The sequence below is a fragment of the Mucilaginibacter sp. genome, from assembly GCF_965201005.1.
Lineage (GTDB): Bacteria > Bacteroidota > Bacteroidia > Sphingobacteriales > Sphingobacteriaceae > Mucilaginibacter_A.
Genome location: NZ_OZ241747.1, coordinates 312292 through 339211 on the forward strand (window position 1 = coordinate 312292; position 26920 = coordinate 339211).

Here is a 26920-nt window from a genome sequence, read left to right on the forward strand (position 1 = left end):
GTTTTTATCACCTATTTTTTCAATATTTTCATCAACTCAAAATTCAAATACAACTTCTCTTTACCAACCAATTCGCTTTTCAAAAAACCTGCTTTTTCTAAATCATTCAGGTAATTTCCAACCGTTTTTAAGTTTCCCAAACCTGCTTTTTCTAAAAAAAAACGTTTGGTATAAGGCAGTTTAAAAAGCACTTCCATCAAATCTTTTGAATAAACTCTGGGCAATTCTTTGTGTATTTCAGAACCCATTTTAGACATTAGCAACTCTATTTTTGTAATTTGCTGTCTTCCTTTTATCGCCGTTTGTTCTACCATGTCCAGCATGTACATAATCCAGGTTTGCCAGTCGCCTTTTTCAGTAACCATTCTAAGCTTCAAATAATAATCGTTTTTATGATCGATAATGTAATTACTCAAATAAAGTGCAGGCAGTTCCAGCAAACCAACTTGCTTTAAATACAATAACAAAATAATCCTTCCGGTCCTGCCATTTCCATCAGAAAACGGATGTATGGCTTCAAACTGATAGTGGATCAAAGCTAATTTGATGAGCGGATCAATGTTATCTTCTGCATGTATAAAATCTTCTAAATCTTTCAGTTTCCCACGGATAATTTCTTCTCCTTCCGGTGGTGTATAAACTGATTGTCCGTTTGCCGGGTTGGTTAATTTTGTTCCGGGTGTATTTCTTATGCCCGACTGGTTCTTTTTAATTAGCTGCATAATAGAAATAAAGAGATTGGTAGTCAATACCGGCCGCTTTTCCAATTGCTCAAAACCAAACCACAAAGCATCTTTATAATGAATTACTTCTTTTACCGCTGTATTTTCGATATTTCTATCCGTTATGGTTGCTTTAAAAAGTTCATCCTGTGTAGTGATAATGTTTTCTATGGCCGAGCTTGCCTGCGCTTCCTGCAAATAAATTGTATCTATAAATAATGTTGGGTTAGGTAAATTGGTAATCGCACCTTTCAACTCTGACAATGCCCTGCTTGCAGCAATTGTTTTTTTGAGGATTGCAACGGTTTCTATCTCGATAATTGGCGGCAAAGCAGGCAATTCATTGTAAGGTTTTTCGGGATGATAAGCCATTTTGATTATTTACAGACAAGGGCAATTTTTGCCCTTGTTTAATTTTCGAGAGTAAAAATAATACTTTTTTACTCTCGTTGGATTTTGAAAGGTAAATATTACCCTCGTTTATTTTCACCAATTTCTCATACCCTTTCAATTTACTACTTTTGATAAAATTTTTAGTAAATGAACACCATTCTCCTCGTTGCCGTTCTCGTTATTTTGCTGGTTGCTGTTTTTATGCTGATAAAAAGAGCATCGCCCAAAACCAGTTTTTCTGCGGAGGATTTTACGCATTTGCAAGATGAGAATGTTCAGCTAAAAATCAGTTTAGGAAAAGCAGAAGAACGCGCCGCAAACCTGCATCAGGAAAAAGAAAATACCACTTTAATGCTGCGTGAAGAACAAGACCGCTTAATTGCTGATCTGGCTGAAGAACGTGAAAGCCACAACCAAACGAAGCAACAATTGGAAAGAACGAATGCTTTTTTTACCGCACAAAAAGAGCAATTGGAAAATCAAAAAATAGAAGTAGAGCAAACACGCCAGCATTTTCAGCGGGAATTTGAAAACGTGGCGAACAAAATCCTCGACGAAAAAACACAGAAATTTACCGAATCCAACCGCAGCAATATGGATTTGCTGTTGCATCCGCTAAAGGAAAATATCAAAGCTTTTGAAGAAAAAGTGGACAAGGTTTACAAAGATGAATCCAACGAACGTTTTACACTGAAAGGAACAATTGATGAGCTGATCAAGCAGACAAAAATCATCCAGGACGATGCCACAAACCTCACCAAAGCGTTAAAAGGCGATACCAAAATGCAGGGAAACTGGGGCGAAGTAATTTTAGACCGTGTGCTGGAAGCTTCGGGCTTGAAAGAAGGCGAAAGCTATACTAAACAAGGCAAAAACATGAACCTTTTTGATAAAGACGGCAACCGTTTTATGCCGGATGTGATCGTTCATCTGCCGGAAAATAAACATTTGGTTATCGATTCAAAAGTTTCTTTGATTGCTTACGAAAGACTTGTTAATTCAACTTCCGATGAAGAAAAAGCCAGACATATAAAAGCGCATATCGATTCTGTAAAAAGCCATATAACTGGTTTAAGTGCCAAAAGCTACCAGAATTTGTCGGGCTTATCTTCGCCAGAGTTTGTGCTGCTTTTTGTGCCGATAGAATCCTCTTTTTCTATCGCCATTCAGCATGATCTGGAGCTGTTTGATTTCGCCTGGAAAAAACGCGTGGTTTTGGTTACGCCTTCTACTTTGCTGGCCACTTTAAAAACTATTGCTTCCGTGTGGAAACAGGAACAGCAAACCCGAAATGCCATGGACATCGCCACAAAAGCTGGTGCTTTGTACGATAAATTTGTAGGTTTTACAGAAGATATGAAGAAAATTGGCCAAAATATTGATCGAAGCAAAGATGCTTATAATGAAGCTTTTAGCAAACTATCTACCGGAAGCGGAAACTTGGCCAGCCGCGCCGAAACTTTAAGAAAATTAGGTGCTAAAAACAGTAAGCAGCTGGATCAGAAATTGTTGGAAGAGGAATAGGACAAAAAATCAATCAGGCCGTATGGCACCTTTTTTACGAATGGAATTGATTTTGATTTGCGTGAAATTATTGCCGGTACTACAATTAAATTTTGTGTTTAGTAAGTTATAACTAACCGTTACTTGTAAACTGTCCGTTTTTAACAAATTCGGCAAATTTAAAGGGCTAAAAACAGCATTGCTATTATCGATTTTTAACAGCCAGCCGCAACCGTCCGAAGCAACATTTCCTGCATAAAGTACCATTGCAGTAGTTTCTGTGTAGGTAACCGTATCTTGTTTTTTACAACTATTGATGCTGCAGATCAACATCAAAAACCCAATAAAATGCTTTTTCATAAATACCAATCTGTACTTACGTTAAACGCAAAAGCATATTTTTAGATACTTCTTTTATCGGTATATTTTACTGCTGTACATGGATGGCATCAATATAAATTTGCAGATAAGTACCTGAAATACACTGATATTTTGTGTTGAGCAGATGATAGCTCAACCTAATTTTTAAGCTGTCTTTTTTATATAAATCAGGAAGGTTGACGGCATTGTAACTTGTTTTTGAAGTGTTTATTTTCACCACAAAACCACAAAGCCCTGTACTGTCGATCCTGGCGTTGATGTTTTTCTCTGTGCTGACATCACTTTTCCGGCAGCTCAATAGGATAAATATTGGCAGTAAAATCAGCCAGAATACAATTTTGTAATTGGTTTTTATCAGCATTTTGCAATCAAAACAGAAAACAAATTAATTGAAATTATCCTTTAAAAGCATTCCAGCCCTGCGCCGTCAACTGGTGCACATTGCCCGATTTGGAAACCAGATTACAGCCCGCGGCAGCTTCCGTAATGTGGCCGATAACGGTAACATCCGCATTAAATTTGATCTTGTCGTAATCGCTTTGTTTGATGGTAAAAAGGAGTTCGTAATCTTCGCCGCCGCTCAATGCACAAACCGTTGGGTCGAGGCCAAATTCGCGGGCGGTTTCATAAGTCATCGGGTCGATCGGGATTTTTTCTTCATACAAAGAGCAGCCTTTATTGCTTTGTGTGCAAATGTGCAAAATTTCGGAAGCCAAACCGTCGGAAACATCGATCATAGCAGTTGGCTTGATTTTCAAATCTTTTAAAATGGAAATAATATCGCCGCGCGCTTCGGGTTTTAACTGGCGTTCTACAATGTAATCTTTGCCTTCCAAATCCGGCTGGATGTTTGGGTTAGAAAGATAAACCTGTTTCTCGCGTTCCAGCAGTTGCAAACCCACGTAAGCACCGCCCAGATCCCCGGAAACACAAATTAAATCGCCTTCTTCGGCCGTGTTGCGGTAAACCACATCAGCTTCATCGGCATAACCAATACTTGTTACGCTAATCACTAAACCTTGCTTGGAAGCGGAAGTATCGCCGCCGATCAAATCTACTTTGTATTGATCGCAGGCCAGCAAAACGCCCTGATATAATTCTTCTACAGCTTCCAGCGGAAATTTGCTTGAAATCCCCAGCGAAAAAGTGATCTGGCTGGCTGTGCCGTTCATGGCATAAATATCACTCAAATTAACTTGTACTGCTTTAAAACCCAGATGTTTAAGCGGAACATATGCCAGATCAAAATGTACGCCTTCCAGCAATAAATCGGTAGAGATCAGCGTTTTTTTTCCGGCAAAATCCATCACCGCAGCGTCGTCTCCAATTCCTTTTACAGACGTATTATCGAGTAATTTTATATTTTTGGTGAGATGGCTGATCAGGCCAAATTCTCCTAAACTCGCTATCTCTGTTTTTTCTTTGTTATCAAACATTTTTATTTTTTGGTTGATTTAAATGCTTCTTTTATCGCATAAAAATCAGTGAAACTATAATCCTAAACGGGCCGAAATTTCCAACATTCTTTCTATCGGTTTCACTGCTTTTACAATGATGTGTTGCGGAACAAAAATTTCCGGCAACTCGTTTTTCATACATAAATAAAGTTTTTCCAGCGTGTTGCGTTTCATATGCGGACAATCGTTGCAGGCACAGGCATTAGTTGGTGGTGCCGGAATAAATGTTTTTGCCGGATTATCGCGCTGCATCTGGTGCAAAATGCCCGATTCTGTGGCTACAATAAACGCTTGCGCCGGGTTTTTGGTAACATAATTCAGCAATCCGGTGGTCGAACCAATGTAATCCGCCATCTCCAGAATGCTTTCCTCACATTCCGGGTGCGCAATAAATTTTGCGGCTGGATAACGCTCTTTTAATTTAGTGATTTTTTCCCTCGAAAATATTTCGTGCACCATACAGGCACCATTCCATAAAACTAAATTACGGCCGGTTTTTTTAGCTACATATTTGCCTAAATTTCTATCTGGTCCAAAAATAATTCCCTGTTCCGGCGGCAAACTTTCTACAATCTGGATCGCGTTGCTGGAGGTGCAAACAATATCGCTCATCGCCTTCAGTTCTGCTGTACAATTTACATAAGTAATCACCAAATGATCCGGATATTGCGCTTTAAACTTCTTGAACAAATGCGGCGGGCAACTATCTGCCAGCGAACATCCGGCTTTGCTGTCCGGCAATAAAACTTTTTTCTGCGGAGACAAAATTTTAGCCGTTTCGGCCATAAAATGCACGCCCGCAAAAACGATTACGTCGGCATCGGTTTTAGCTGCCTGCTGTGAAAGACCCAAACTATCTCCAATATAATCTGCAATATCCTGAATATCAGCTTCTTGATAATAATGGGCCAGAATAATTGCATTTTTTTCTTTTTTTAATTTTTCTATTTCCGCAAAAAGATCGAGCGACGGATCAATGTATTCGTCTGCAAAACCTTTCACTCGTATTTCTTCAAAAGTATCCATTTTTAACATTTCAATAAAAACAACTTATTCTTTAAAAAATAAAACTATGATTTGTTAGTGTGTTAGTTTCGTTTAAAAATCAGCCTTAAAATATTTGCAAAAGTAGTTGAACAATTGTTATCCACATCGTTTTGAACAAAATGTTTATTTATCGTGCTGATTATGTGCTGTTTTTATCGGCCTAGATTTTTCCTGAAACTTTTTGATGTGCATTTTTTGTGTTATCCACGATGTTGATAGCAATGCCTGAAACGGTGGATAATTGCGTAAGAATAATTCGCGCCAACGAGGTTATCCACAGCTATCCCCACAAAAAAATATTTGTTACATTTCTATCACCGCTAAATTAACATCTTTGCGGCTGTTATAAACAATGTGTTGATTAAGCTGGTTTTAGCCTGAAAATATGATAGGTAAAAATGTTGATTACTTGGTTATCGGATCCGGGATTGCAGGATTGAGTTTTGCACTAAAAGCGGCGCAATATGGTAAGGTTCTGATTGTTACAAAATCCAACGAAGACGAATCTAACACCAAATATGCGCAAGGCGGTGTGGCCGTGGTTGTGGATAAGCAGGAAGATTCGTTTGAAAAACACATTGATGACACGCTGATTGCCGGCGATGGTTTGTGCGATGTGGAAGTGGTTAAGATTGTGGTAGAAGAAGGACCGCCCAGGATTAAAGAAATTATTGATTACGGAACTAACTTTGACAAAACTAACCAGGGCATTTTTGATCTGGCAAAAGAAGGCGGACATTCTGAAAGCCGCGTGCTGCATTATAAAGATATCACCGGTTTTGAGATTGAGCGCGCCCTGCTGGAGCAAATCCACCGGAATGAAAATATCGAAATTTTGACGCATTATTTTGCCATCGATTTGATCACGCAGCATCATTTAGGTGAGTTTGTGGACCGTTCAAGCACGGATATTAAATGTTTTGGTATTTATGCGCTCAACCATTTAACAAACCAAGTTGAAAAAATCCTGTCGAAAATAACCGTTATGGCTTCCGGCGGTGCTGGCCATATTTATTCCATCACCACAAACCCGACCATTGCAACCGGCGACGGCGTGGCGATGGTTTACCGGGCAAAAGGCAAGGTGCGCGATATGGAATTTATCCAGTTTCACCCAACGGCTTTGTACAATCCGGGCGATTATCCTTCATTTTTGATTTCGGAAGCCGTTCGTGGTTTTGGCGGGATTTTGAAACGGCGGAACGGGGAGGAGTTTATGCAGGAATACGATCCGCGGAAATCCCTGGCACCGCGTGATATTGTGGCCCGCGCCATTGATGCGGAAATGAAAAAATCCGGAGATGATTTTGTTTATTTAGATATCCGCCACCGAAGCAAGGATGATTTGCTAGCACATTTCCCGAATATTTATGCCAAATGTTTGTCCATCGGTATTGATATGACGAAGGATCTGATCCCGGTTTCGCCGGCCAGCCATTATATGTGCGGCGGCATAATGGTTGATCATCACGGGCAATCTTCTATACAAAATCTGTATGCCTGCGGCGAATGTTCGTCCACGGGTTTGCATGGTGCCAATCGGCTGGCTTCCAATTCTTTGCTTGAAGCTTTGGTTTTTGCGCACCGGATTTTTGAAGATGCCGTACCAAAAGTCAATACTGTTTTTATCCCGCAAAATGTGCCGGATTGGAATGAGTTTGGCGTTGCGCAACAAAACGAAGATATTTTGGTAACGCACAACATCCGCGAAATGCAAAAAATAATGAACGATTATGTAGGGATTGTGCGCTCGGATTTCCGGTCGGAGCGGGCTTTGCGCCGTTTGCGTTTGCTTTATGAAGAGACGGAAGATTTCTACAAAAAAACCAAGCTTTCGGTCAAGCTTTGCGAGCTGCGGAATTTGATCCAGGTTTCGTATCTCGTTGTAAAATCGGCCATGATTCGTAAAGAAAGCCGCGGTTTGCATTTTACCACGGATTATCCAAATCACGCAAAAGAATTGTACAATACGATTTTATAAAATTTAGGTGGTAAAAGAAGCATTTACAAGAGCGGAAAACGGGATTCGAACCCGCGGCCTTCAGTTTGGGAAACTGATACTCTACCAGCTGAGCTATTTCCGCAGATAAAAATAAATGTCAGCAAAGTTGATGCTTCTTTTACCACTATAAAATTAGTGTTTGTATCTTGTTTTGCAAAATTTTTAAATGCTTCACCATTTTTAGTATGATAAAAGAAGCATCACAATTTGCTGAACTTTAAAGAATAGATTTATGCCGCTAATCCTTCCTGTAAAAGATAAAACCCCTGTAATCGGTAATGATTGTTTTATTGCCGAAAATGCCACAATTGTAGGCGATGTAATTATCGGAAACCAATGTTCTGTGTGGTTTAATACGGTTGTTCGGGGCGATGTCAATTCAATCAGAATCGGCGACCAAACCAATATCCAGGACGGCGTTGTTGTTCATTGTACTTATCAAAAAGCAGCTACCGTTATTGGTCACCATGTTTCTGTTGGCCACAACGCTATTGTGCATGGTTGCACGCTGCACAATTATATTTTGGTTGGCATGGGCGCAATTATTATGGATCATGCCGTTGTAGAGGATTTTTGCATCATTGCGGCCGGTGCCGTTGTTTTAGAGAACACAAAATGCGAGTCCGGGTTTATTTATGCCGGAACGCCCGCCAGAAAAATAAAAGCTGTTTCCGATGCACAAATGCAGCAACTCAAGCAGCTTCCTTTAAATTATATTTTGTATTCGGGCTGGTTTACGGACTTGTAACCAGCTTCGGAACGTCTATCGTTTCGTTCATTTCCCAATTTGCGCGCAGGCTCAGCTCTTTGTTAAAATACCAAATCGGTTCTGGCTGCGTCCGTGTTTTCAAATCGCCGGTGTCCCATTTTCCGTTTTTGTTGAGGTCGTAAATTACGCGCACACGGTATTTCCCTATGGCATAATTACTAAAGGTAATTTTGCCGCTTTTTTGGATCGGTACTGTTTTTATCACGTTTTTTTCGGCAGAAAGCAGTTCTAACAAATAGTTTTTTGTTGGGTCGGGGATATTGACCGCAAACACCATCGAGCCATAATTTTCGTCTGTGTTCAGTTGAAAAGCAACTGTGGTTTTTTTGTTTTTATTTCCGAAAATATCAATAAATGCACCTTCATTTAAAACAACATCATAATGTTTTCCGGTTTTCCAGGGATATTTTAACGTGTAACTGTTCAGTTTTGCGGTATCTTTTTCTAAACTGAACCCATATTTCGGTATCGAGTCTTCATTCAAAACAATCTGCGCTTCATTGGTAGATTCTATGGGGAAGTTAGCCGTTAAAGTCAAACCGGTTTTTGGTTTCAGCAATCCGCCGGCATTGTTGGTAATGCTCAAACTCCGCTTGTAAGTATCGCGTTTTCCCCGTCGCAAAGTCAAAGTGTCCAATGGTTTTCCGGCTGATAAAATGGCTACTTTTACCGAATCAAAACTCATATCACGTAAATAAACCCGGGCAGAATCATCGGTTTTGTTAAATTCTACCACTTTTTGTTTGTCTAAGTTTTCGTTTTGCAAGATGCGGATTTCAGGCTGCGGAATCCCTTTGTTAAAAGAAAAAAACAGCTTTCCGTCCGCATCAATCTTCCGTTCAGCCACCCGAAATTTTTGCGGGACCGCTTTAAACAGTTCCAGCTGAATGCCCGAAGTATCTTTTTTTAAGTTGATGTTTTTAGACAAAATTCCGATCAGTTCGTTGTCATTATCAAATATCCGGTTCGGGCTTGCTTCTTTTAAAGCATAAATTTTATAATTGTTAGCGTGCAGGTTGCTGATCTTGAAATTTCCGGCCGTATCGGTAACGCTATAATAAGAAGGTTTTTTTTTACCAAACAACAGCGAATCTTCTTTTGCCGTGAAAATAAAAACGGTTGCTTCTTTTTCAGGTTCCTGCGTTTCCGAGTTGATCACTTTGCCCGAAATGCTAAGCGAATCAATCTCATTTCCGGTTGTAAAAACATATGTGAAATTTTGAAGGATGTTATTTTCGTTCACATCGCCAATTGCTTTACCAAAACTAAAAACGTAGGTTGTGTTTTTCCGTAATGAATCTTTCAGGCTGATCACCAAACTTTTTTGTTTGATGCGATATTCCGGCTGCTTTTCCTGTGCCGGCGAAACACTGATTTCCTGATACTGATTGTTCAGTTTAAAATATTCATCAAAATTCAGCACAATCTCTTTGGCATCAAAATGCCTGGTTTTATTGGCCGGTGTTGCCGTTAATAATTTAGGCGGAGTTTTATCGCGCGGGCCTCCTTGCGGTTTTTGTATGCTTGCACAACCAAAAGCCAAAATTATAGTGGTAAAAACAGCACTCAGGTGTAAGCAGGGCAGGAGGTTCTTTTTAAAAGCCATTTAAATGCGCTATAATCAAATATTTTTTTGGGGCGAAGATTATCATTCATAAAAATAAATCTCCTTTTATAGCAGATTTATTTTGGGGCAAAAATTGATCAAAAATCCAAAAAATCCGTTATCTGCTGATGTGTACCATCAACACAGAAACATCTGAAGGCGAAACACCGGAAATTCGTGAAGCCTGCCCTAACGTTTTTGGTTTTATTTTGATCAGTTTTTCGCGTGCTTCTTTTGACAGGGAAATTATATCGTTATAGTTGAATGCAGGATTGATTTCGCGGTCTTCCATCTTTTTCATTTTATTTACTATTTCCAGTTCTTTCTCAAAATAAGATTCGTACTTAATTTTGATTTCAGCCTGCTCAATGGTTTCCTTGTCAAACTCAGCCAGAAAATTTTTCAAAACAGGCGATGCTTCTTTTAGCCGGTAAAAATCCATTTGCGGCCTGCCGATAATCGTCGCCATTTTTACATTCTGGCTGATGCTGCTTGTTCCGGCCTCTTCCAAAATTGTATTAACTTCCTCGGGTTTGATCGAGTTGCTTTTAACAAAATTTACAATAGCTGCCGTATTTTGTACTTTATCATCTACCGTTTTCATTCTTTCTGCATCAATCAGGCCTAACTGATAACCAATAGGGGTAAGGCGGATATCTGCATTATCCTGCCGCAACAACAAGCGGTGTTCTGCGCGCGAAGTAAACATGCGGTAAGGTTCTTCCGTTCCTTTCGTAACCAGATCATCAATCAAAACGCCAATATATGATTCTGACCGTTTCATAATCAATGCTTCTTTTGCCACTATATTTTGATGCGCATTGATGCCTGCAATAAAACCCTGGCAGGCGGCTTCTTCGTAGCCTGTTGTGCCATTAATTTGTCCGGCAAAAAACAGGTTGCTAATTATTTTAGTTTCGAGTGTTAATTTTAACTGAGTCGGTGGGAAATAATCGTACTCAATTGCATAACCAGGCCGGAACATTTTTACGTTTTCAAAGCCGGCAATTTGCTTTAATGCTTTGTATTGAACATCTTCTGGTAATGAAGTAGAAAAGCCGTTTACGTAGATCTCTACTGTATTCCAACCTTCGGGTTCAACAAAAATCTGATGCCGGTCGCGTTCAGCAAAACGATTGATTTTGTCTTCAATCGATGGACAATAACGCGGCCCTAAACCTTTAATCCTTCCTGAAAACATCGGTGATTTTTCAAACCCTTCTTTCAAAGTTTCATGAACGTTAGTGTTGGTGTAAGTTATCCAGCAGCAGCGTTGCTCCTGATTTTTTTTAATATTGGTATATGAAAACTCACCGCGGCTTTCATCGCCCCACTGTTCCTCCATTTTAGTATAATCCAAACTTCTGCCATCAACCCGCGGAGGCGTACCGGTTTTCATTCTTCCTGATTCAAAACCTAATCCAACCAATTGTTCGGTAATTCCATGAGCGGCTTTTTCGGCTGTACGGCCGCCGCCAAACTTCTTTTCACCGATATGGATCAATCCATTTAAAAAAGTCCCGTTGGTCAGCACAACTGCTTTGGCTTCAACTTCAATACCGAGAGAAGTTGCCACACCGCATATCTTTTCATTCTTGACAATTAATGCGTTAACCGTGTCCTGCCAAAAATCTACATTCATGTTTTTTTCAAGCATCAAACGCCATTCTTCTGCAAACCGCATTCGGTCAACCTGTGCTCGCGGACTCCACATTGCAGGCCCTTTAGAGCGGTTTAGCATTCGAAACTGAATTGTAGATTTGTCGGTAACAATCCCTGAGCCGCCGCCCATTGCATCAATTTCCCGAACAATCTGTCCTTTTGCCACTCCACCCATAGCCGGGTTGCAGCTCATTTGTGCGATAGTGGCCATGTTCATTGTAATCAGCAAAACCGAGGATCCAAGCTTTCCTGCTGCTGCTGCTGCTTCACAACCTGCATGTCCGCCGCCTACAACAATTAAATCATATTTTTTAAACATAGCGTTTAAATGGTTTCACGTGAAACATTGATTTTATTTTATAAATCTGATAGAGTAAGCCATTTTTCTGTAAGCTGATCTAACTCTTTTTGCAGAGATTGAATATTATTAGATGCAGAGATCAAATCTTCCGTTTTAGTTTCCTTATGGTTCAAAACCAAATTCAAATCACTAATAGATTTTTCCAAAGTGGCAATGTTGGCTTCAAGATCGGTTAGTTCTTTATCCTGCTTAAAGCTGTTTTTACTTGAGTTATTTATACTGACCGCTTTTTCCGGTTTATTTGAGTTTTTAACAATCTGTTTGTTGTTTGCATCTTCTAACCTAAAATCGGTATAGTTTCCGTTGTAAATTTGCAAATGGCCGTTTTGGGTAAAGATAAAAAGCTGCTCGGTCAATTTATCAATCAAATAACGATCGTGTGAAACAAGAATTATAACGCCGGAAAAATTTACCAAGAAATCCTCTAAAACATTTAAAGTATCTGTGTCCAAATCATTCGTTGGCTCATCCAGAATCAAAAAATTTGGGTTTTTGATCAAAATCATCAGCAACTGCAAGCGCTTTTTTTCGCCACCGCTTAAATTACTGATAAAGCCATGCTGCTTTTTTGGCGGAAACAAAAATTGCGTTAAAAGCTGGGAGGCAGAAAGCAGTTTTCCATCAGCCATTGTAATAAATTCTGCTACATTTTTTATGGTATCTATTACTCTTTCCGCATCATTAAAAATTAGGCCAGATTGCCGGTAATAACCGATAGAAGTTGTTTCGCCAGCGATAACAGCACCAGAATCCGGTTTGATTTCCCCGGTCAGCAGATTTAACAATGTTGATTTTCCGGTGCCGTTTTTGCCAGCCAAACCAATCCGGTCGCCTTTTTTAAATACGTAGTTAAAATTGTTAATAATAATTCGGTCGTTGAAAGATTTTGTAAGATGATCAATCTCCAAAATCTTGTTTCCTTGCCGGGCAGATTTGATACTTAGTTCCAACTGCTCCTTCGGGCCGTTATTTTGTGTTTTGCTTTGCAGATCATAAAAAGCATCAATCCGTGATTTTGATTTTGTGCTGCGCGCCTGCGGCATCCGGCGCATCCATTCTAATTCCTTCTTTAAAAGGTTGGAATTTTTTTGGTACCGGGCCTGATCTGCAGCTTCACGTTCAGCACGTTTCTCTAAGTAATAACTGTAATTTCCCTGATAAGGAAATATCTTTTGCTGATCGATTTCCAAAATTTCGTTACAAACATTATCCAAAAAATAACGATCATGCGTAACCAGCAAAATCGTTTTATTGCCCGAAGTCAAAAAGCTTTCCAGCCATTCAATCGTTTCAATATCCAAATGATTGGTTGGCTCATCCAAAACAAAAAGCTCCGGATCGCTGATCAGTAATTCAGCCAAAGCCAAACGCTTTTTTTGTCCGCCGGAAAGTGTTTTGATCTGCTGATCCAGGTGATGAACGTCCAATCGATCCAGGATATTTTTGATCTTATATTCGTATTCCCAGGCTTCAAGTTCAGTGATTTTAGTGGTTACAATTTCAATCTGCTCATAATTTTCAGGATCATTTTCGAGTAGCAATTCATATTCTTTAATTAATTGCTGCTGTTCGTTATCCGATTTAAAAATGAAATCATTGATCGTTTCTTCCGGGTTAAATTGCGGATCTTGCTCTAAATAGCCCATAGAAAGAAACTTGCTTTTCACTACTTTGCCTTCTGTCGGCTTGAGTTTTTCGGCCAGAATTTTTAATAAAGTGGATTTGCCCGCACCATTTGCGCCTACCAAAGCGATGCGCCGGCCTGTATTAATGCCAAAAGTTTGCTGTTTAAAAAGCCAGTTATCATGAAAAGAATGGCCAAGGTTTTCTGCGGAAATTAATGTACTCACGCTAATTTTTTAATTTGATCTGATGGATAAGTATAAATGCCTGCGTTGTTTTTTAAGGATTGATTGAGCATTGCTTTTGCAACCACAGCGGCCGAAATGCTTCTGTATTTTCTTAATCTTCCGATCAAAAACGGATTAATCAACTTTGCTAATCTAATGCCAAAACGTTCGCCAAAACGCTTTTCTTTTCTGTTGCCAACCAAAAAAGACGGCTGATAAATATATATGGAAGGGATTTGCAAGGTTTTTAAGTCGCGTTCCGTTTCGCCTTTTAGCCGGGTATAAAAAGCAAAAGATTTAGTGTTTGCACCGAGCGATGAAATATAATGAAACTGCCGGATGCTGTTTTTAGCACCTATTTTTGCCAGTTCAAGCGGATAATCATGGTCGATTTTTCGGTATAATTTCAAATCCGGTGTTTTTTTGCGGGTGGTTCCCAGGCAACAGAAAATAGCATCGCCGTTAATTTCGGCCTGATAATCTTCCAACCGGTCAAAATCAATAACTAATTGTTTTAACTTTTTATGCTGAATGGAAAGCTGTTTCCTGACCAAAACCAGCACTTCAGCAATAGCAGGATCAGGCAATAATTGCGCTACCAACAAGCTGCCAACCAAACCGGTTGCGCCTGCAACAATAACTTTGTACGGCATAGATTTTTACAAAATACAAAAGTACGTATTATGATTTTGGAAAGATAACCGGCCAAGGCGATACAGCTTTTAAAAATCAATTTTTACATTCATCAACTTTTATAGATTGTTGCTGATGAAAGCATTGATTCAGTCATCCGCTAAAAAAAGTAACCAAACTACAATGCTGTTTTTATATTACTTTTTTCCGGAAACCAAGTGCTGTTTAATTTTTAAAGAAGTTGCAATGCTTCTTTTATGCCAGTAAATTTATTTTTGCTGATGATAAATAATCCAAAAACCCATCAATTTTTAGGTGATAAAAGAAGCATCAGGCTTTTTTGTGATGAAATTTAAAAAGCCCCTGATTTAGTTGAGTTGATTGCCGATCCGGTTTTATAAAACCCCAACAAAATCAAATAAAAATCAGTTACAGCAGCAAATCCCGAATATCTTCCGGTGTTAAAGATTTGATAAAATTACTTTCTGTAGTAATCAGTGCGTTGGCAACATGCTGTTTTTGTTGTTGTAAAAGAAGTATCTTTTCTTCAATTGTATTTTTGGTGATAAACTTATAAATAATCACTTTTTTAGTTTGGCCGATGCGGTGCGTACGGTCGATAGCTTGTTGCTCTACCGCAGGGTTCCACCAAGGATCTAAAATAAAAACATAATCTGCTTCTGTTAAATTTAAGCCAACGCCGCCCGCTTTTATCGAAATCAAAAAAATGCGCAAATCGTTGTTTTCCTGAAACTGACGGATGGTTTCTTCCCTGTTTTTGGTTTTGCCGTCTAAGTAAGCATAAGCAATTTCCTGCCGGTCCAATTCCTTTCTGAAAATCGTTAGCTGTCGTACAAACTGCGAAAATACCAGCACTTTGTGGCCACCTTCCAGCGCATTGAGCAGCATGTGCCAAACATCATCAAACTTGCCCGAACTGCCTTCGTAATCTTCATTGATCAAACGCGGATGATTGGCGATTTGCCTCAGCTTGATCAACCCTTGTAAAACATGAAGTTTGGCTTGTGCAAAAGTACCTTCTTCAATGCTTTTTAAAAGTTCATTTCGATATTCTGATTTTACTTTTTCGTATTCATCTGCCTGATCTTCAGTCATTTCAGAATAAAACAAGTTTTCTGTTTTAGATGGAAGTTCTGTTGCAACCTGTTCTTTGGTCCTTCTTAAAATAAAAGGTTTGATCAGGATTTGCAGGCGTTGGGCTTTTTCTTCGTCCTTTTTTTTCTCGATCGGAATCACAAAATTGTTCTGGAAATAAGCCTGGTTGCCCAACAGTCCGGGATTGATAAAAGACATTTGCGTCCACAAATCATTGACTGAATTTTCTACCGGCGTACCGCTTAAAATCAATTTAAAACGTGATTTCAGCTCGGTTACAGCTTGAAAAGATTTGGAGGAAGCATTTTTGATGTTCTGGCTTTCGTCCAGAATAATGTATTCAAAAAAGAAATCTTTCAGTAACGAAACATCAATCCGCGTAATGCCATAAGTGGTTATCACCAGATCATAATTGCTGAAAACGGAAATATCGCGCTGCCGGAAACTGCCGGTGTGAATTAAGATTTCTATCCCAGGAGCAAAATTTTTAGCTTCGTTGACCCAGTTGTGCACCAGTGAAGTCGGCATAATTATCAGCGAAGTAACCTTGCCCGAAAGCTGATGTTCTTCCTTTGTTTTTTGCAGCAAAGCCAGCGTTTGTACAGTTTTGCCCAAGCCCATATCATCCGCCAGGCAACCGCCAAAATGATATTTTTTAAGGAAATGAAACCAATCATAACCTGCTTTTTGGTACGAACGCAACTCGCCGTTAAAATGCTGAGGCAAAGGCACTTCCTCCAAGCTTTCAAAGTTATTGAGCTGCTGCAGTTTGCGGTTCATGGTAACTTCTGCAAAATCGCTCGTGGCCAGCTCATTGATCAGGCCGATGTGGTGCTTTTTAAGCTGCAATTTATCGGTATGATTACTGAAATAAAGCAGATTGCCATATTGCGAAAACCATTTTTCGGGAATCACCGCAATCTCGCCGGAAGGCAAAACAAACTCGCGCCGCCGGTTTAAAATATGTTGTTTCAGTTCGATAAACGGGATTTGGTAGCTGCCAAAGTAAACGATGGCATAAATATCAAACCAATCATTTCCTTCGCGGATTTCGAGGTTGATTTTCGGACTGGCATAAAAAAACTTTTTATCACCTTCCGGTTGTTCAATTTCAAAACCGTTTTCAACAAGCAGGTCGTGGTGCTCGTTCAGCCAGTTAAAAACCGAAAGCGAAGCATCTTCTTCCTCTTCCGGGTGCGCCACTTCCAAATTTTGGAAAAGGCCGGATGCTGTTTTTAGCCCTAAATTTTCAAGCTCCAGAAACTTCTTTTTTTCCCAGGCGAGGCTTCTTTTAATGCGGTAAAAACAGTATTGATCGTTGGTGTTTTCAATTCTGACGGAAACCTGCCGCCCATCGCCATAAGGAAAAACCGCCTGCCCGTAACGAAACAACAACTGAATTTGCGAAACGCCGCCTTCTGTGTAAACCGGCTTTAAAACTGGTTCGGCGTTAAACCGTTCGCTGATGATTTCAAAACCCTGCGCGTAAACCGGATATTTTTCAATCAGTGGTGCCACAAATTTTTCGTAATAAGTTTTTTCGGATGATTTTGGGATCGAAATATAACGCCGTTCTAAAAATGGCAGCAGTTTTTTGCCTTCAATATCTTTCTCAAAATAATAAAGCACATCCTCCAAAAGCAAATACGCCGGCTGATTGCAGATGATATCTGCGCCTTTGTACATAAACTCGATACGCTGGCCTTTGTATTTAATAGTTGGATAATAGCGCGTTCCGGTTTCGTTTCTGCGGAAATGGAACAAAACCGTTGCCGCTTCATCGGCCAGTTTTACAATGCGTTCTGCCGGATAACCTTCACGGCTCATCACGCACAGTTCTTTTCCGGGGAGCAAAGCCAAGGCTTCGGCCAGTTTTTTTTCAATTTTCGGGCGGATGGTTTCGTACAGGTCTTCGGTATAAATTTTGGAGAAAAACTCTACCGGCCGGATCGGTTTTTTGTAGTATTTAACAATGATGTGGCTTTGCTCGGTTTCCTGCAAAATTTTGATCAATTTGCGGTCGGTATCATCCAAACAATCCGCAAATTCTTCGGCCGTGTTGGTAAACAAGCGTTGGTGCGTAAGCGAATATTCGCCGTTTGGGTTGAGTTGGACAACGTGCGGCTCAATCATAAACGAAAAATACTCATGCCTGCAAATGGCATAAATAATTTTACAAGGCTTTGTGCTGTCAACTCTCAACATGGTCGGTAAAATAGCTGGTCAATTGCTTTTACGATCAGGCAAAGTTTCAAACGTAATCAGAATTAGCTTAAAAGAAAAATTCTTTTTGCAGAAAATGAACGGAAAAGCGCATAAAAACAAAAGAGTAGAAAACGGGAAAATAAATAAAGAAGAATGGACGGTAAAATCAATTCAAATCTCAATTTCCCCGGAGAAAACCTGCACTGCCGGGCCTTCCAAAAAAACATCGGTAAAAACAGTACCGTTGTAATTAAATTTTACGCTTAAATCTCCGCCCAACACTTTTATAGGGGTAAAAACAGCACCAGTTTTATGCTGATGTTGGGCCATCGCCAGGGCAACTGCCGTAACTCCGGTTCCGCAGGCATACGTTTCATCTTCCACGCCGCGCTCAAAAGTGCGCACAAAAAAACCGTCGTTTAAAGGTTCAGTAAAATTAATGTTGATGCCTTCTTTTCGATACGTTTCATTGTTACGGATGGCAAAACCGTCCTGATAAACGTTTTTCTGTTCCAGATTTTGCACTAACTGTACAAAATGCGGCGAACCGGTATTCAGCACAAAAGCTTCTCCGTCCCGGTTAATCCCCGCAACATCAATCATTTGCAAACTTATCCAGTCGCCGGTTTCGGTAATTTTGGCATAATGCGGCCCGTCAACTGCCAAAAAGTTCGTTTCCTGATCAATCAGACCCAGAAACCGGGCAAAAGCTACAATACAGCGGCCGCCGTTTCCGCACATGCTGCTTGGTTTGCCATCTGCATTGTAATAGACCATCTCAAAATCAAATGCTTCTTTTAGCTGCAAAAACAGGATACCATCGCCGCCAATGCCAAAACGGCGATCGCAAATCCTGGCAATTAATGTCGGATTTTGATGATTGAATTGCTGTAACCTATTGTCTATCAGTATAAAATCATTTCCGGCACCCTGATATTTATAAAAAACCTGCTTCACGTTTAAGATTATTTTTAAATCAGCACAAAGTTGGCTTTATTGGGTTTTAAAACCAAGCCAAATACAAAAATCAGTATAGATTAAGCTATTTAACATTATTTAACACTGTTTTTGGCTGCTTTGGGTTGATTATAAAGGTAGTAAGGCATTAAATTTGAACATAGATTATCCATACAAGTAAAATATTTAACATGAAAAGAATAGGTTTATCATTAATGACAGCTGTTTTGGGAGGTGCGATTGCCGTAGGTGCCTACAAAATGGTTGAAACAAAAACAGCAAACAACGGCACATTTGAAGACCGGCAAAAAGTTTATTTTGCAAGCAACCATATTGCCCCATTGGTTTCTTCGGCCGGCACGGTAGATTTTACACAGGCGGCAGCAGCGGTAACACCGGCTGTGGTTTACATCCGCACCACTTATTCTGCCAAGCAAAATAGCGGCGGACAGCAAGACCAGATGGAACAAATGTTTGGCGATATGTTTGGCATGGGCCGCCGTCGTCAGCAATCCAACATGCCGCAGCGGGCTTCAGGTTCCGGGGTAATAATTTCTACCGATGGTTATATTGTTACCAATAATCACGTGGTAGAAAACGCGGACAAAATTGAAGTAACCACTAATGATCACCGCCAGTTTAGCGCAAAAGTGATCGGGACGGACCCAAACACAGATTTGGCTTTGATTAAAGTAAGTGCCACAAATTTGCCGATCATTAAATTTGGCAATTCTGATGAGGCAAAAGTAGGCGAGTGGGTTTTGGCCGTTGGCAATCCGTTCAACCTTACTTCTACCGTTACTGCCGGCATTGTAAGTGCAAAAGGACGAAATGTTAATATTATTGGCAGAGGTGAAAATGATGACGAACAAAGTCCTTTTTCTAACCCAAACCAGGATCAGGCACAAACTCCGGCTTTAAGAAAAGGCATTGAATCTTTCATTCAAACTGATGCTGTAATCAACCCCGGAAATAGCGGCGGTGCTTTGGTAAATACAAAAGGCGAACTGATTGGTATAAACTCTGCAATTCTGTCTCACACCGGTTCTTATGAAGGTTATGGTTTTGCAATCCCGATTAACTTAGCCAAAAAAGTGTTGAATGATATTGAGAAGTTTGGTAAAGTAAAACGTGGTTTCGTTGGTGTACAGTTTGTTACACTTGATCCTGATGAGGCAGAAAAATTGAACATTAAAACTACAAATGGTTTATATGTTAACGAATTAGTTCAAGGTGGTGGCGCGCAACAAGCTGGTATCAAAAAAGGTGATATAATTACAAAAGTTGATGGTAATACTGCTTATGAATCATCTGATCTGCAGGAAAAAGTTGGCCGTTTGCAACCTGGCGATAAAATCAACTTAACGGTTTTGCGCGACGGACAAGAGAAAACTTTTGCCGTAACGTTAAAGGCAGACAATACTGGTACTTTAGCATCAACCAGAACAAAATCCGCAGAAGAAATTTATAATAAATTAGGTGCCAGCTTTGCTCCGCTAACGCCTGCCCAGAAACAAAAATACCACATGAACAGCGGTGTTTTAGTTACGCAAGTGCGCCAGGGACGGATGTTTGACGAACTGGAAATCGAAGAAGGTTCTGTTATTACAAGCATTAACAAAGTGCCTGTAAATTCTCCGGCCGATATTGATAAAGCATTGTCTAATGTACAAGGCGGTTCTTTATTTATCGCTGGTATCCGGCCAGACGGAAGCCGTTTTAACAATGGTTATCAAATGGGAAACTAAAAAATAGTCGGTAAAAACAGTATCAAAAACCTGCAAGCAATTGCAGGTTTTTTTGTTTATAGTTAATTTTGTGCCGATGACTTGTGGGATCGAATTCTTTTTTAAAAACCAGACACTTCTTTTACTGCCTCAAAAAGCAATCCTGTGGAAAGAGCAGAAAACGCTGATCCTGGCCGATGTGCATCTCGGTAAAACGGCTCATTTCAGAAAGGCCGGAATTGCCGTTCCGCCGCAGCTGGCCGCAAAAGATCTGGAAGTGCTTTCTGGATTGATCGACGAGCATCAGCCTGAAACCGTCATTTTTTTGGGTGATTTGTTTCATAGTGATAAAAACAGCGACTGGCACGAATTTGCCTTATGGCGAAAAAAGTATGCTAAAAGAAGCATGGTCCTGATTAAAGGCAACCATGATATTATTAAAGAAGAAAACTTTTTGAACCTGGATATTACCGTTCAGGAAGAAATGCTGATGGGGCCTTTCCGGCTGGCACATCATCCGCTCAAATCCGAAGAAATAGAAAAGCATAAAGCTTACACACTTTGCGGCCACATTCATCCGGGCGTGCATTTGCGGGGCAAAGGCCGGGATTCGGTTACGTTGTCTTGCTTTTCCTTCGGGGCTTTCCAGGCGATTTTACCTTCTTTTGGCAAATTTACAGGCCGGGTTGCCATTCAGCATCAGGAAACAGACCGTGTTTTTGGCATTTTGAATGATAAAGTGATTGCATTTTGAATAAAAATTGAAAACTAAATACCTAAAAATTTAGATTGTTTCTAAATAAACATTGTATGGTATATTGGCCTCATGCTTGAATATCTTTTCCGGCATTAATAAATACTTTTGCATAATCATAACCTAAAAAACTATTAATCAATGAGTGCTACCAATACACTTTCTTCTTCGATAGGGAAAAAACTCATCATGTCATTAACCGGTTTGTTTTTAAGCCTTTTTTTGATTGTGCATTTAAGTGGTAATTTTCAGTTGTTTAAAAACGATGGCGGTTTGGCTTTTAACGATTACTCCCATTTTATGACGCATTTTCCGCCGATAAAAGTAGTGTCTTATTTGCTTTACCTGTCAATTATTGTCCACTCCGTTTACGCTTTAATATTAACCATCAATAACCGCAAAGCACGGCCGGTAAATTATGTTCAGGCACCAAAATCGCCCAGCATCTGGTCATCACGTAATATGGGGATTTTAGGTTCTTTCCTGTTGTTGTTTATCGTGATCCATATGGGAAACTTCTGGTTTAGCTATCACAAAGATGAATGGTTTAAAAATCATGAAGGGCCGAAAATGCCTTTTAAAGAATACCGTACCGATTTAAAAACCGGCAAACTGGTTTCTGCAAAACAATTGCCGCAAGGGGAATATGAATACGCAAAATATGTAGATGTAAACGCACAACAGGAAATTACGATTGCCAAAGATTTGCAGGCACAAGTGATTTTCTCTTTTGCCTCGCCGTTGTATGTTATTTTTTATGTGATTGCAATGGCTGCCTTATCATTTCACTTGTTGCACGGTTTTCAAAGCAGCTGGCAAACGATCGGTATGAACCACCGAAAATATAAACCGATTGTTAACCAAATTGGCATCTGGCTTTTTGCCGTGATCATCCCAATCGGTTTTGCGCTGATGCCGATCATTTATTATTTCACCAAAAGATAAACCCAGCAGCAATGCTTCTTTTATAAGCTAAAATTTGTAAAATGGAATTAAATGCAAAATTGCCCGAAGGGCCATTAGCCGAAAAATGGAACAAACAAAAGTTCAATTTAAAGCTGGTCAACCCTTCCAATAAACGGAAATACAACGTAATTATCGTTGGTACAGGTCTGGCCGGTGCTTCTGCTGCAGCTTCTCTTGCCGAGTTGGGTTATAATGTAACGGCTTTTTGTTTTCAGGATAGTCCGCGACGTGCCCACTCGATTGCGGCACAAGGCGGCATCAATGCAGCAAAAAATTATCAAAACGATGGCGACAGTGTTTACCGGTTGTTTTATGATACGATAAAAGGTGGCGATTATCGCTCCCGCGAAGCCAATGTTTATCGTTTGGCCGAAGTTTCTGTTAATATTATTGATCAATGTGTGGCGCAAGGTGTTCCTTTTGCACGTGATTATGGCGGCTTGCTGGACAACCGTTCATTTGGCGGTGCGCAGGTTTCCAGAACGTTTTATGCCCGCGGACAAACCGGACAACAGCTTCTTTTAGGGGCATATTCTGCCTTAAACCGTCAGATCAATTTAGGAAAAGTAAAAATGTACACACGTACAGAAATGCTTGACCTGGTTGTGGTTGATGGTAAAGCGCAAGGTATTGTTACCCGCAATTTACGCACAGGTTCTATCGAAACACATGCCGGCCATGCAGTATTACTGTGTACCGGCGGATACAGTAACGTATTTTATTTGTCAACAAATGCCATTGGCTCCAACGTAACGGCCGCATGGCGTGCACATAAACGGGGTGCTTACTTTGCAAATCCGTGTTTCACGCAAATCCATCCAACTTGTATCCCGGTTTCCGGAGACCATCAATCCAAATTGACCTTAATGTCGGAATCTTTGCGGAACGATGGCCGCGTTTGGGCACCAAAAACAGTAGAAACTGCTGAGAAATTGCGCAAAGGCGAAATTAAAGTAGTTGATATTAAGGAAGAAGACCGCGACTACTTTTTGGAACGTAAATATCCGTCTTTTGGCAACCTAGTTCCGCGGGACGTGGCTTCCCGAAATGCAAAAGAAGTTTCTGATGAAGGTAAAGGTGTTGGTGCTTCGGGCAAAGCGGTTTTTCTGGATTTTGCAGATGCCATCAAACGTTTGGGCGAAGATACGGTGAGGGCAAAATATGGTAACCTGTTTGATATGTATTATCAGATTACAGATGAAAACCCGTACAAGCAACCGATGCGGATTTATCCTGCTGTGCATTACACCATGGGCGGCCTTTGGGTTGATTATAATCTGATGACATCCATTCCAGGCTGTTATGCTTTAGGTGAAGCCAATTTCTCTGATCACGGGGCCAACCGTTTGGGAGCATCTGCTTTGATGCAAGGCTTGGCTGATGGTTATTTTGTGATTCCTTATACTTTGGGCGATTATCTGGCTACAATCGGCCCGAAACCAATCGACCCAAACCATCCGGCTTTTGCGCAAACCAAAAAAGATGTAGAAGCTAATGTAAGCAGGTTTTTATCCATGAAAAATGGTAATAAAACAGTAAACGAATATCACCGTGAACTGGGCCATATTATGTGGGAATACTGCGGAATGGCGCGTAATGAAACCGGTTTGACCAAAGCAAAAGGTTTGATCCAGGCATTAAAAGCCGATTTCTGGAAAAATGTCATTGTAATGGGCGAAAATGAAGAGATCAATTTTTCTTTAGAACGTGCCGGCCGGGTTGCAGATTTTATTGAGTTGGGCGAATTAATGATTGATGATGCTTTAATGCGCCGTGAATCATGCGGCGGCCATTTCCGCGAAGAATCCCAAACAGAAGAAGGCGAAGCAAAACGTGATGATGAGAACTTTTCTTTCGTAGCTGCCTGGGAATTTATGGGCCAAAATCAGCCGGAAAAATTAAACCGTGAAGAATTGGTTTTTGAAAACGTAAAATTAACACAAAGAAGTTATAAATAAGTAGCAGGTATAAAGTATCAGGTAGCAAGAAATTGCAACAGTGCTTGATACTTGATACCTGATACTCAATACTTAGCATTATGAGTAATGGAAATATGAACCTGACGCTGAAAGTTTGGCGCCAGAAAGATGCAAAAACCCCCGGAAAAGTGGTTACTTATCCGGCCAATAATATTTCTCCGGACATGTCTTTTTTGGAGATGCTGGATGTAGTTAACGAAGATCTGATCCACAAAAAAGAGGAACCAATTTATTTTGACCACGATTGCCGTGAAGGTATCTGTGGGATGTGTTCTTTATACATTAATGGCCGTCCGCACGGCCCAAAACAAGGAATTACTTCTTGTCAGCTGCACATGCGCAGTTTTTACGATGGGCAAACGATCACAATTGAACCTTGGAGGGCGGGTGCTTTTCCGGTGGTAAAAGATTTGGCAACCGATCGTTCGGCCTTTGACCGTATCCAGCATGCTGGTGGTTTTGTGTCGATCAATACCGGCGGCGTGCCGGACGCAAACGAAATACCGATCCCGAAACCAATTGCAGATGAGGCGTTTAACTCGGCAACCTGTATCCAATGCGGTGCTTGCGTAGCGGCTTGCAAAAATGCTTCGGCCATGCTGTTTGTATCGGCTAAAATTTCGCAATTAGCATTGTTGCCGCAAGGGCAGCCGGAACGCTATACCCGCGTACAAAACATGGTTGCACAGATGGACGCAGAAGGTTTTGGTAATTGCACCAATACCGCAGCTTGCGAGGCCGAATGCCCGAAAGAGATCAAGCTGACCAATATTGCCCGCATGAACGGCGATTTCCTGACTGCCAAACTTTTCAAATCAGAAGAAGTGCACGCATAAGCAAACGAAACTATTCATAAAAAGCCCTGCCTAAACCGGCAGGGCTTTTTTTTATGCCGATGCTTTTTTTATCGGCCTAAATTTGGTATCAACAGTTCTGGCCGGTAAAATGACAAAAGTCAAACTTGATTTTTGCTACTTTTAGCCGATAAATTTAATTAAAGTCTTCAATGCAATCTGTTATCAAGCACAAATATTTATTTTCCCTGCTGCTGGTTTTCTGTTTACTATTTGGTTTCAATCAGAAAAGTAACGCGTTACAAACTTCAACCGACACCATTTCAACCGCTGATGTCCAATTTTCAGATTTGCCGGCCGATACACAAACTGCAAAAGCAACTCCGGTCAAAAAAGAGGCGGTAAAAGAAGCATCGCACAAAATAGAAGTTAAGGAAGCGCAGCAATCGTTATGGGCCATATTTTTAGCCGGACTGCTGGGCGGTTTTGCTGCGCTGATTATGCCCTGTATCTTCCCGATGCTGCCCTTAACCGTCAGTTATTTTACCAAAACGGCACAATCACGAGGAAGTGCCATAACCAAAGCGATTATTTACGGCTTGTCCATCATTGTTATTTACGTAGCATTTGGGTTGATCATCACCGTTATTTTTGGTGCCGATGCTTTGAACGATCTGGCCACAAATGGTGTTTTTAACCTGGTTTTTTTCCTGTTGCTCATCGTTTTTGCCATTTCGTTTTTTGGTGCTTTCGAAATTACATTGCCATCTGCCTGGGCCAACAAAATGGACGAACAATCCGACAAGGGTGGTTTCTTAGGTCTGTTTTTTATGGCGGCAACGCTGGCTTTGGTTTCATTTTCGTGCACCGGGCCAATTATTGGTACGCTGTTGGTGCAGGCAGCTACATCCGGTGCCTTGCTTGGGCCTGCGGTTGGTATGTTTGGCTTTTCGCTGGCCTTGGCCATTCCGTTTGCGTTATTTGCCATGTTTCCTTCCTGGTTAAATTCGCTGCCAAAATCTGGCGGCTGGCTAAACAGTGTAAAAGTGGTTTTGGGCTTTTTAGAGCTGGCTTTAGCATTAAAATTCCTGTCGAACGTAGATTTGGCTTACCATTGGGAATGGTTCGACCGCGAGATTTTCCTCGTTTTGTGGATCGTAATTTTTGGGTTGATGGGCATTTATCTGTTGGGAAAACTCAAATTTTCACATGATTCCCCGGTAGAATTTGTAACGATACCAAGATTGTTTTTATCAATTATCGTACTTGCTTTTACGGTTTATATGGTTCCGGGCTTGTGGGGGGCGCCTTTAAAATCCATTTCCGCATTTTTACCTCCGTTGCAAACGCAGGATTTTGATTTATATACGCCAAGTATCAGCGGAAATCAAACTGTATCAACACAAAACAAAAGTGCCACAACCCATAAATATGCCGATATTTTTAAAGCACCATTAGGCTTGAACGCTTTTTTTGATTATGAGGAAGCACTGGCGTACGCAAAAACAAACCATAAGCCAATAATGATTGATTTTACCGGCCATGCGTGTGTAAACTGCCGGAAAATGGAAGCCAGTGTTTGGACTGATAAAGCTGTTTACAACATCATCAGCAATGATTATGTATTGCTGCAGCTTTATGTGGATGATAAAACTGATTTGCAGCCAGGCGAGCAAACCGTTTCTGCCCAGGGCAAAAAAATAACAACCATTGGCAAAAAATGGAGCGATTTTCAAGCATCGCGTTTTAAAGCCAACTCGCAGCCATTTTATGTTTTGCTGGATGACAGTGGCAACTTGTTAGTGCCGCCGCAAGGGGCAGATTATAATGCCGACAGTTACAAAGCATATCTGCAAACTGGTTTGGATGCGTTTAAAAAAGCGGCCAACTGATAGCTTTTAAAAATCAACTATCAGTAAATGAACTATTGGCTGATAATTTTTGGCCAACATGCTTCTTTTATCGGCATAAATTTAGTTTTCAATTAGAAAATATAATTTGTTGAAAACTATTAAGTTAGAAAACGGTTACTTATC

General features: G+C 40.5%; 20 protein-coding genes and 1 tRNA gene. 9 read left to right on the top strand and 12 right to left on the bottom strand.

The features are described from left to right. Positions 1–11: 11 nt before the first annotated feature. A complete protein-coding gene (locus tag ACOFKR_RS01365) occupies positions 12–1094 on the bottom strand; it encodes a Fic family protein (protein WP_419802237.1) in 1083 nt (360 codons plus the stop codon). 168 nt (positions 1095–1262) lie between these two features. On the opposite strand from ACOFKR_RS01365, the gene ACOFKR_RS01370 reads away from it, so the two are divergent. Further along, a complete protein-coding gene (locus tag ACOFKR_RS01370) occupies positions 1263–2639 on the top strand; it encodes a DNA recombination protein RmuC (protein ID WP_419802238.1) in 1377 nt (458 codons plus the stop codon). A 9-nt stretch (positions 2640–2648) separates the two neighbouring features. On the opposite strand, the gene ACOFKR_RS01375 is transcribed toward ACOFKR_RS01370, so the two are convergent. From ACOFKR_RS01375 to nadA, 4 genes are all read right to left on the bottom strand, one after another. Next, on the bottom strand, positions 2649–2978 hold the full coding sequence (locus ACOFKR_RS01375) for a hypothetical protein (protein ID WP_419802239.1): 330 nt from the start codon (positions 2976–2978) through the stop codon (positions 2649–2651). 67 nt (positions 2979–3045) lie between these two features. Beyond that, complete coding sequence (locus tag ACOFKR_RS01380) at positions 3046–3360, bottom strand: hypothetical protein (protein WP_419802240.1); 315 nt, start codon at positions 3358–3360, stop codon at positions 3046–3048. A 34-nt stretch (positions 3361–3394) separates the two neighbouring features. After that, positions 3395–4435, bottom strand: coding sequence for a thiamine-phosphate kinase (gene thiL / locus ACOFKR_RS01385; RefSeq protein ID WP_419802241.1), 1041 nt, complete (start codon positions 4433–4435; stop codon positions 3395–3397). Positions 4436–4489: 54 nt separating this feature from the next. After that, positions 4490–5482 (bottom strand): quinolinate synthase NadA, encoded by a 993-nt coding sequence (gene nadA / locus ACOFKR_RS01390; protein ID WP_419802242.1) that lies wholly within the window; start codon positions 5480–5482, stop codon positions 4490–4492. A gap of 406 nt (positions 5483–5888) precedes the next feature. On the opposite strand from nadA, the gene nadB reads away from it, so the two are divergent. Next, the gene (gene nadB / locus ACOFKR_RS01395) at positions 5889–7484 is read left to right on the top strand and encodes an L-aspartate oxidase (RefSeq protein WP_419802243.1); all 1596 of its coding nucleotides are present in this window, start codon (positions 5889–5891) and stop codon (positions 7482–7484) included. A 30-nt stretch (positions 7485–7514) separates the two neighbouring features. Here nadB and ACOFKR_RS01400 read toward each other — a convergent pair. After that, positions 7515–7587, bottom strand: a tRNA-Gly gene (locus ACOFKR_RS01400). A 150-nt stretch (positions 7588–7737) separates the two neighbouring features. Here ACOFKR_RS01400 and ACOFKR_RS01405 point away from each other — a divergent pair. Next, complete coding sequence (locus ACOFKR_RS01405; RefSeq protein WP_419802244.1) at positions 7738–8253, top strand: gamma carbonic anhydrase family protein; 516 nt, start codon at positions 7738–7740, stop codon at positions 8251–8253. Here ACOFKR_RS01405 and ACOFKR_RS01410 read toward each other — a convergent pair. The 6 genes from ACOFKR_RS01410 to dapF form a co-directional block, all read right to left on the bottom strand. Continuing rightward, positions 8240–9880 carry an Ig-like domain-containing domain gene (locus ACOFKR_RS01410; RefSeq protein ID WP_419802245.1) on the bottom strand — a complete coding sequence of 547 codons (1641 nt, stop codon included), beginning with the start codon at positions 9878–9880 and terminating at the stop codon, positions 8240–8242. The genes ACOFKR_RS01405 and ACOFKR_RS01410 overlap by 14 nt on opposite strands. Positions 9881–9998: 118 nt before the next feature. Next, positions 9999–11861 (bottom strand): tRNA uridine-5-carboxymethylaminomethyl(34) synthesis enzyme MnmG, encoded by a 1863-nt coding sequence (gene mnmG / locus ACOFKR_RS01415; RefSeq protein ID WP_419802246.1) that lies wholly within the window; start codon positions 11859–11861, stop codon positions 9999–10001. A 38-nt stretch (positions 11862–11899) separates the two neighbouring features. Beyond that, entirely contained in the window at positions 11900–13753 is a 1854-nt protein-coding gene (locus ACOFKR_RS01420; RefSeq protein ID WP_419802247.1) for an ABC-F family ATP-binding cassette domain-containing protein, read from the bottom strand. After that, on the bottom strand, positions 13750–14406 hold the full coding sequence (locus ACOFKR_RS01425; RefSeq protein WP_419802248.1) for an NAD(P)H-binding protein: 657 nt from the start codon (positions 14404–14406) through the stop codon (positions 13750–13752). The genes ACOFKR_RS01420 and ACOFKR_RS01425 overlap by 4 nt, the downstream gene beginning before the upstream one ends. A gap of 409 nt (positions 14407–14815) precedes the next feature. Then, positions 14816–17707: a DEAD/DEAH box helicase gene (locus tag ACOFKR_RS01430; RefSeq protein ID WP_419802249.1), complete on the bottom strand. Its 2892-nt coding sequence runs from the start codon at positions 17705–17707 to the stop codon at positions 14816–14818. 171 nt (positions 17708–17878) lie between these two features. After that, complete coding sequence (gene dapF, locus ACOFKR_RS01435; protein ID WP_419802250.1) at positions 17879–18664, bottom strand: diaminopimelate epimerase; 786 nt, start codon at positions 18662–18664, stop codon at positions 17879–17881. Between the two features lie 191 nt (positions 18665–18855). On the opposite strand from dapF, the gene ACOFKR_RS01440 reads away from it, so the two are divergent. The 6 genes from ACOFKR_RS01440 to ACOFKR_RS01465 all read left to right on the top strand — a co-directional run bounded on the left by ACOFKR_RS01440 (position 18856) and on the right by ACOFKR_RS01465 (position 26776). Further along, positions 18856–20412 (top strand): Do family serine endopeptidase, encoded by a 1557-nt coding sequence (locus ACOFKR_RS01440; protein WP_419802251.1) that lies wholly within the window; start codon positions 18856–18858, stop codon positions 20410–20412. 76 nt (positions 20413–20488) lie between these two features. Beyond that, positions 20489–21145, top strand: coding sequence for a ligase-associated DNA damage response endonuclease PdeM (gene pdeM / locus ACOFKR_RS01445; RefSeq protein ID WP_419802252.1), 657 nt, complete (start codon positions 20489–20491; stop codon positions 21143–21145). 141 nt (positions 21146–21286) lie between these two features. Beyond that, complete coding sequence (locus tag ACOFKR_RS01450; protein ID WP_419802253.1) at positions 21287–22090, top strand: succinate dehydrogenase cytochrome b subunit; 804 nt, start codon at positions 21287–21289, stop codon at positions 22088–22090. A 41-nt stretch (positions 22091–22131) separates the two neighbouring features. Then, on the top strand, positions 22132–24069 hold the full coding sequence (locus ACOFKR_RS01455) for a fumarate reductase/succinate dehydrogenase flavoprotein subunit (RefSeq protein WP_419802254.1): 1938 nt from the start codon (positions 22132–22134) through the stop codon (positions 24067–24069). A gap of 80 nt (positions 24070–24149) precedes the next feature. Further along, a complete protein-coding gene (locus ACOFKR_RS01460) occupies positions 24150–24926 on the top strand; it encodes a succinate dehydrogenase/fumarate reductase iron-sulfur subunit (protein WP_419802255.1) in 777 nt (258 codons plus the stop codon). 170 nt (positions 24927–25096) lie between these two features. Beyond that, entirely contained in the window at positions 25097–26776 is a 1680-nt protein-coding gene (locus ACOFKR_RS01465) for a protein-disulfide reductase DsbD family protein (protein WP_419802256.1), read from the top strand. The last annotated feature ends 144 nt before the right edge of the window (positions 26777–26920 follow it).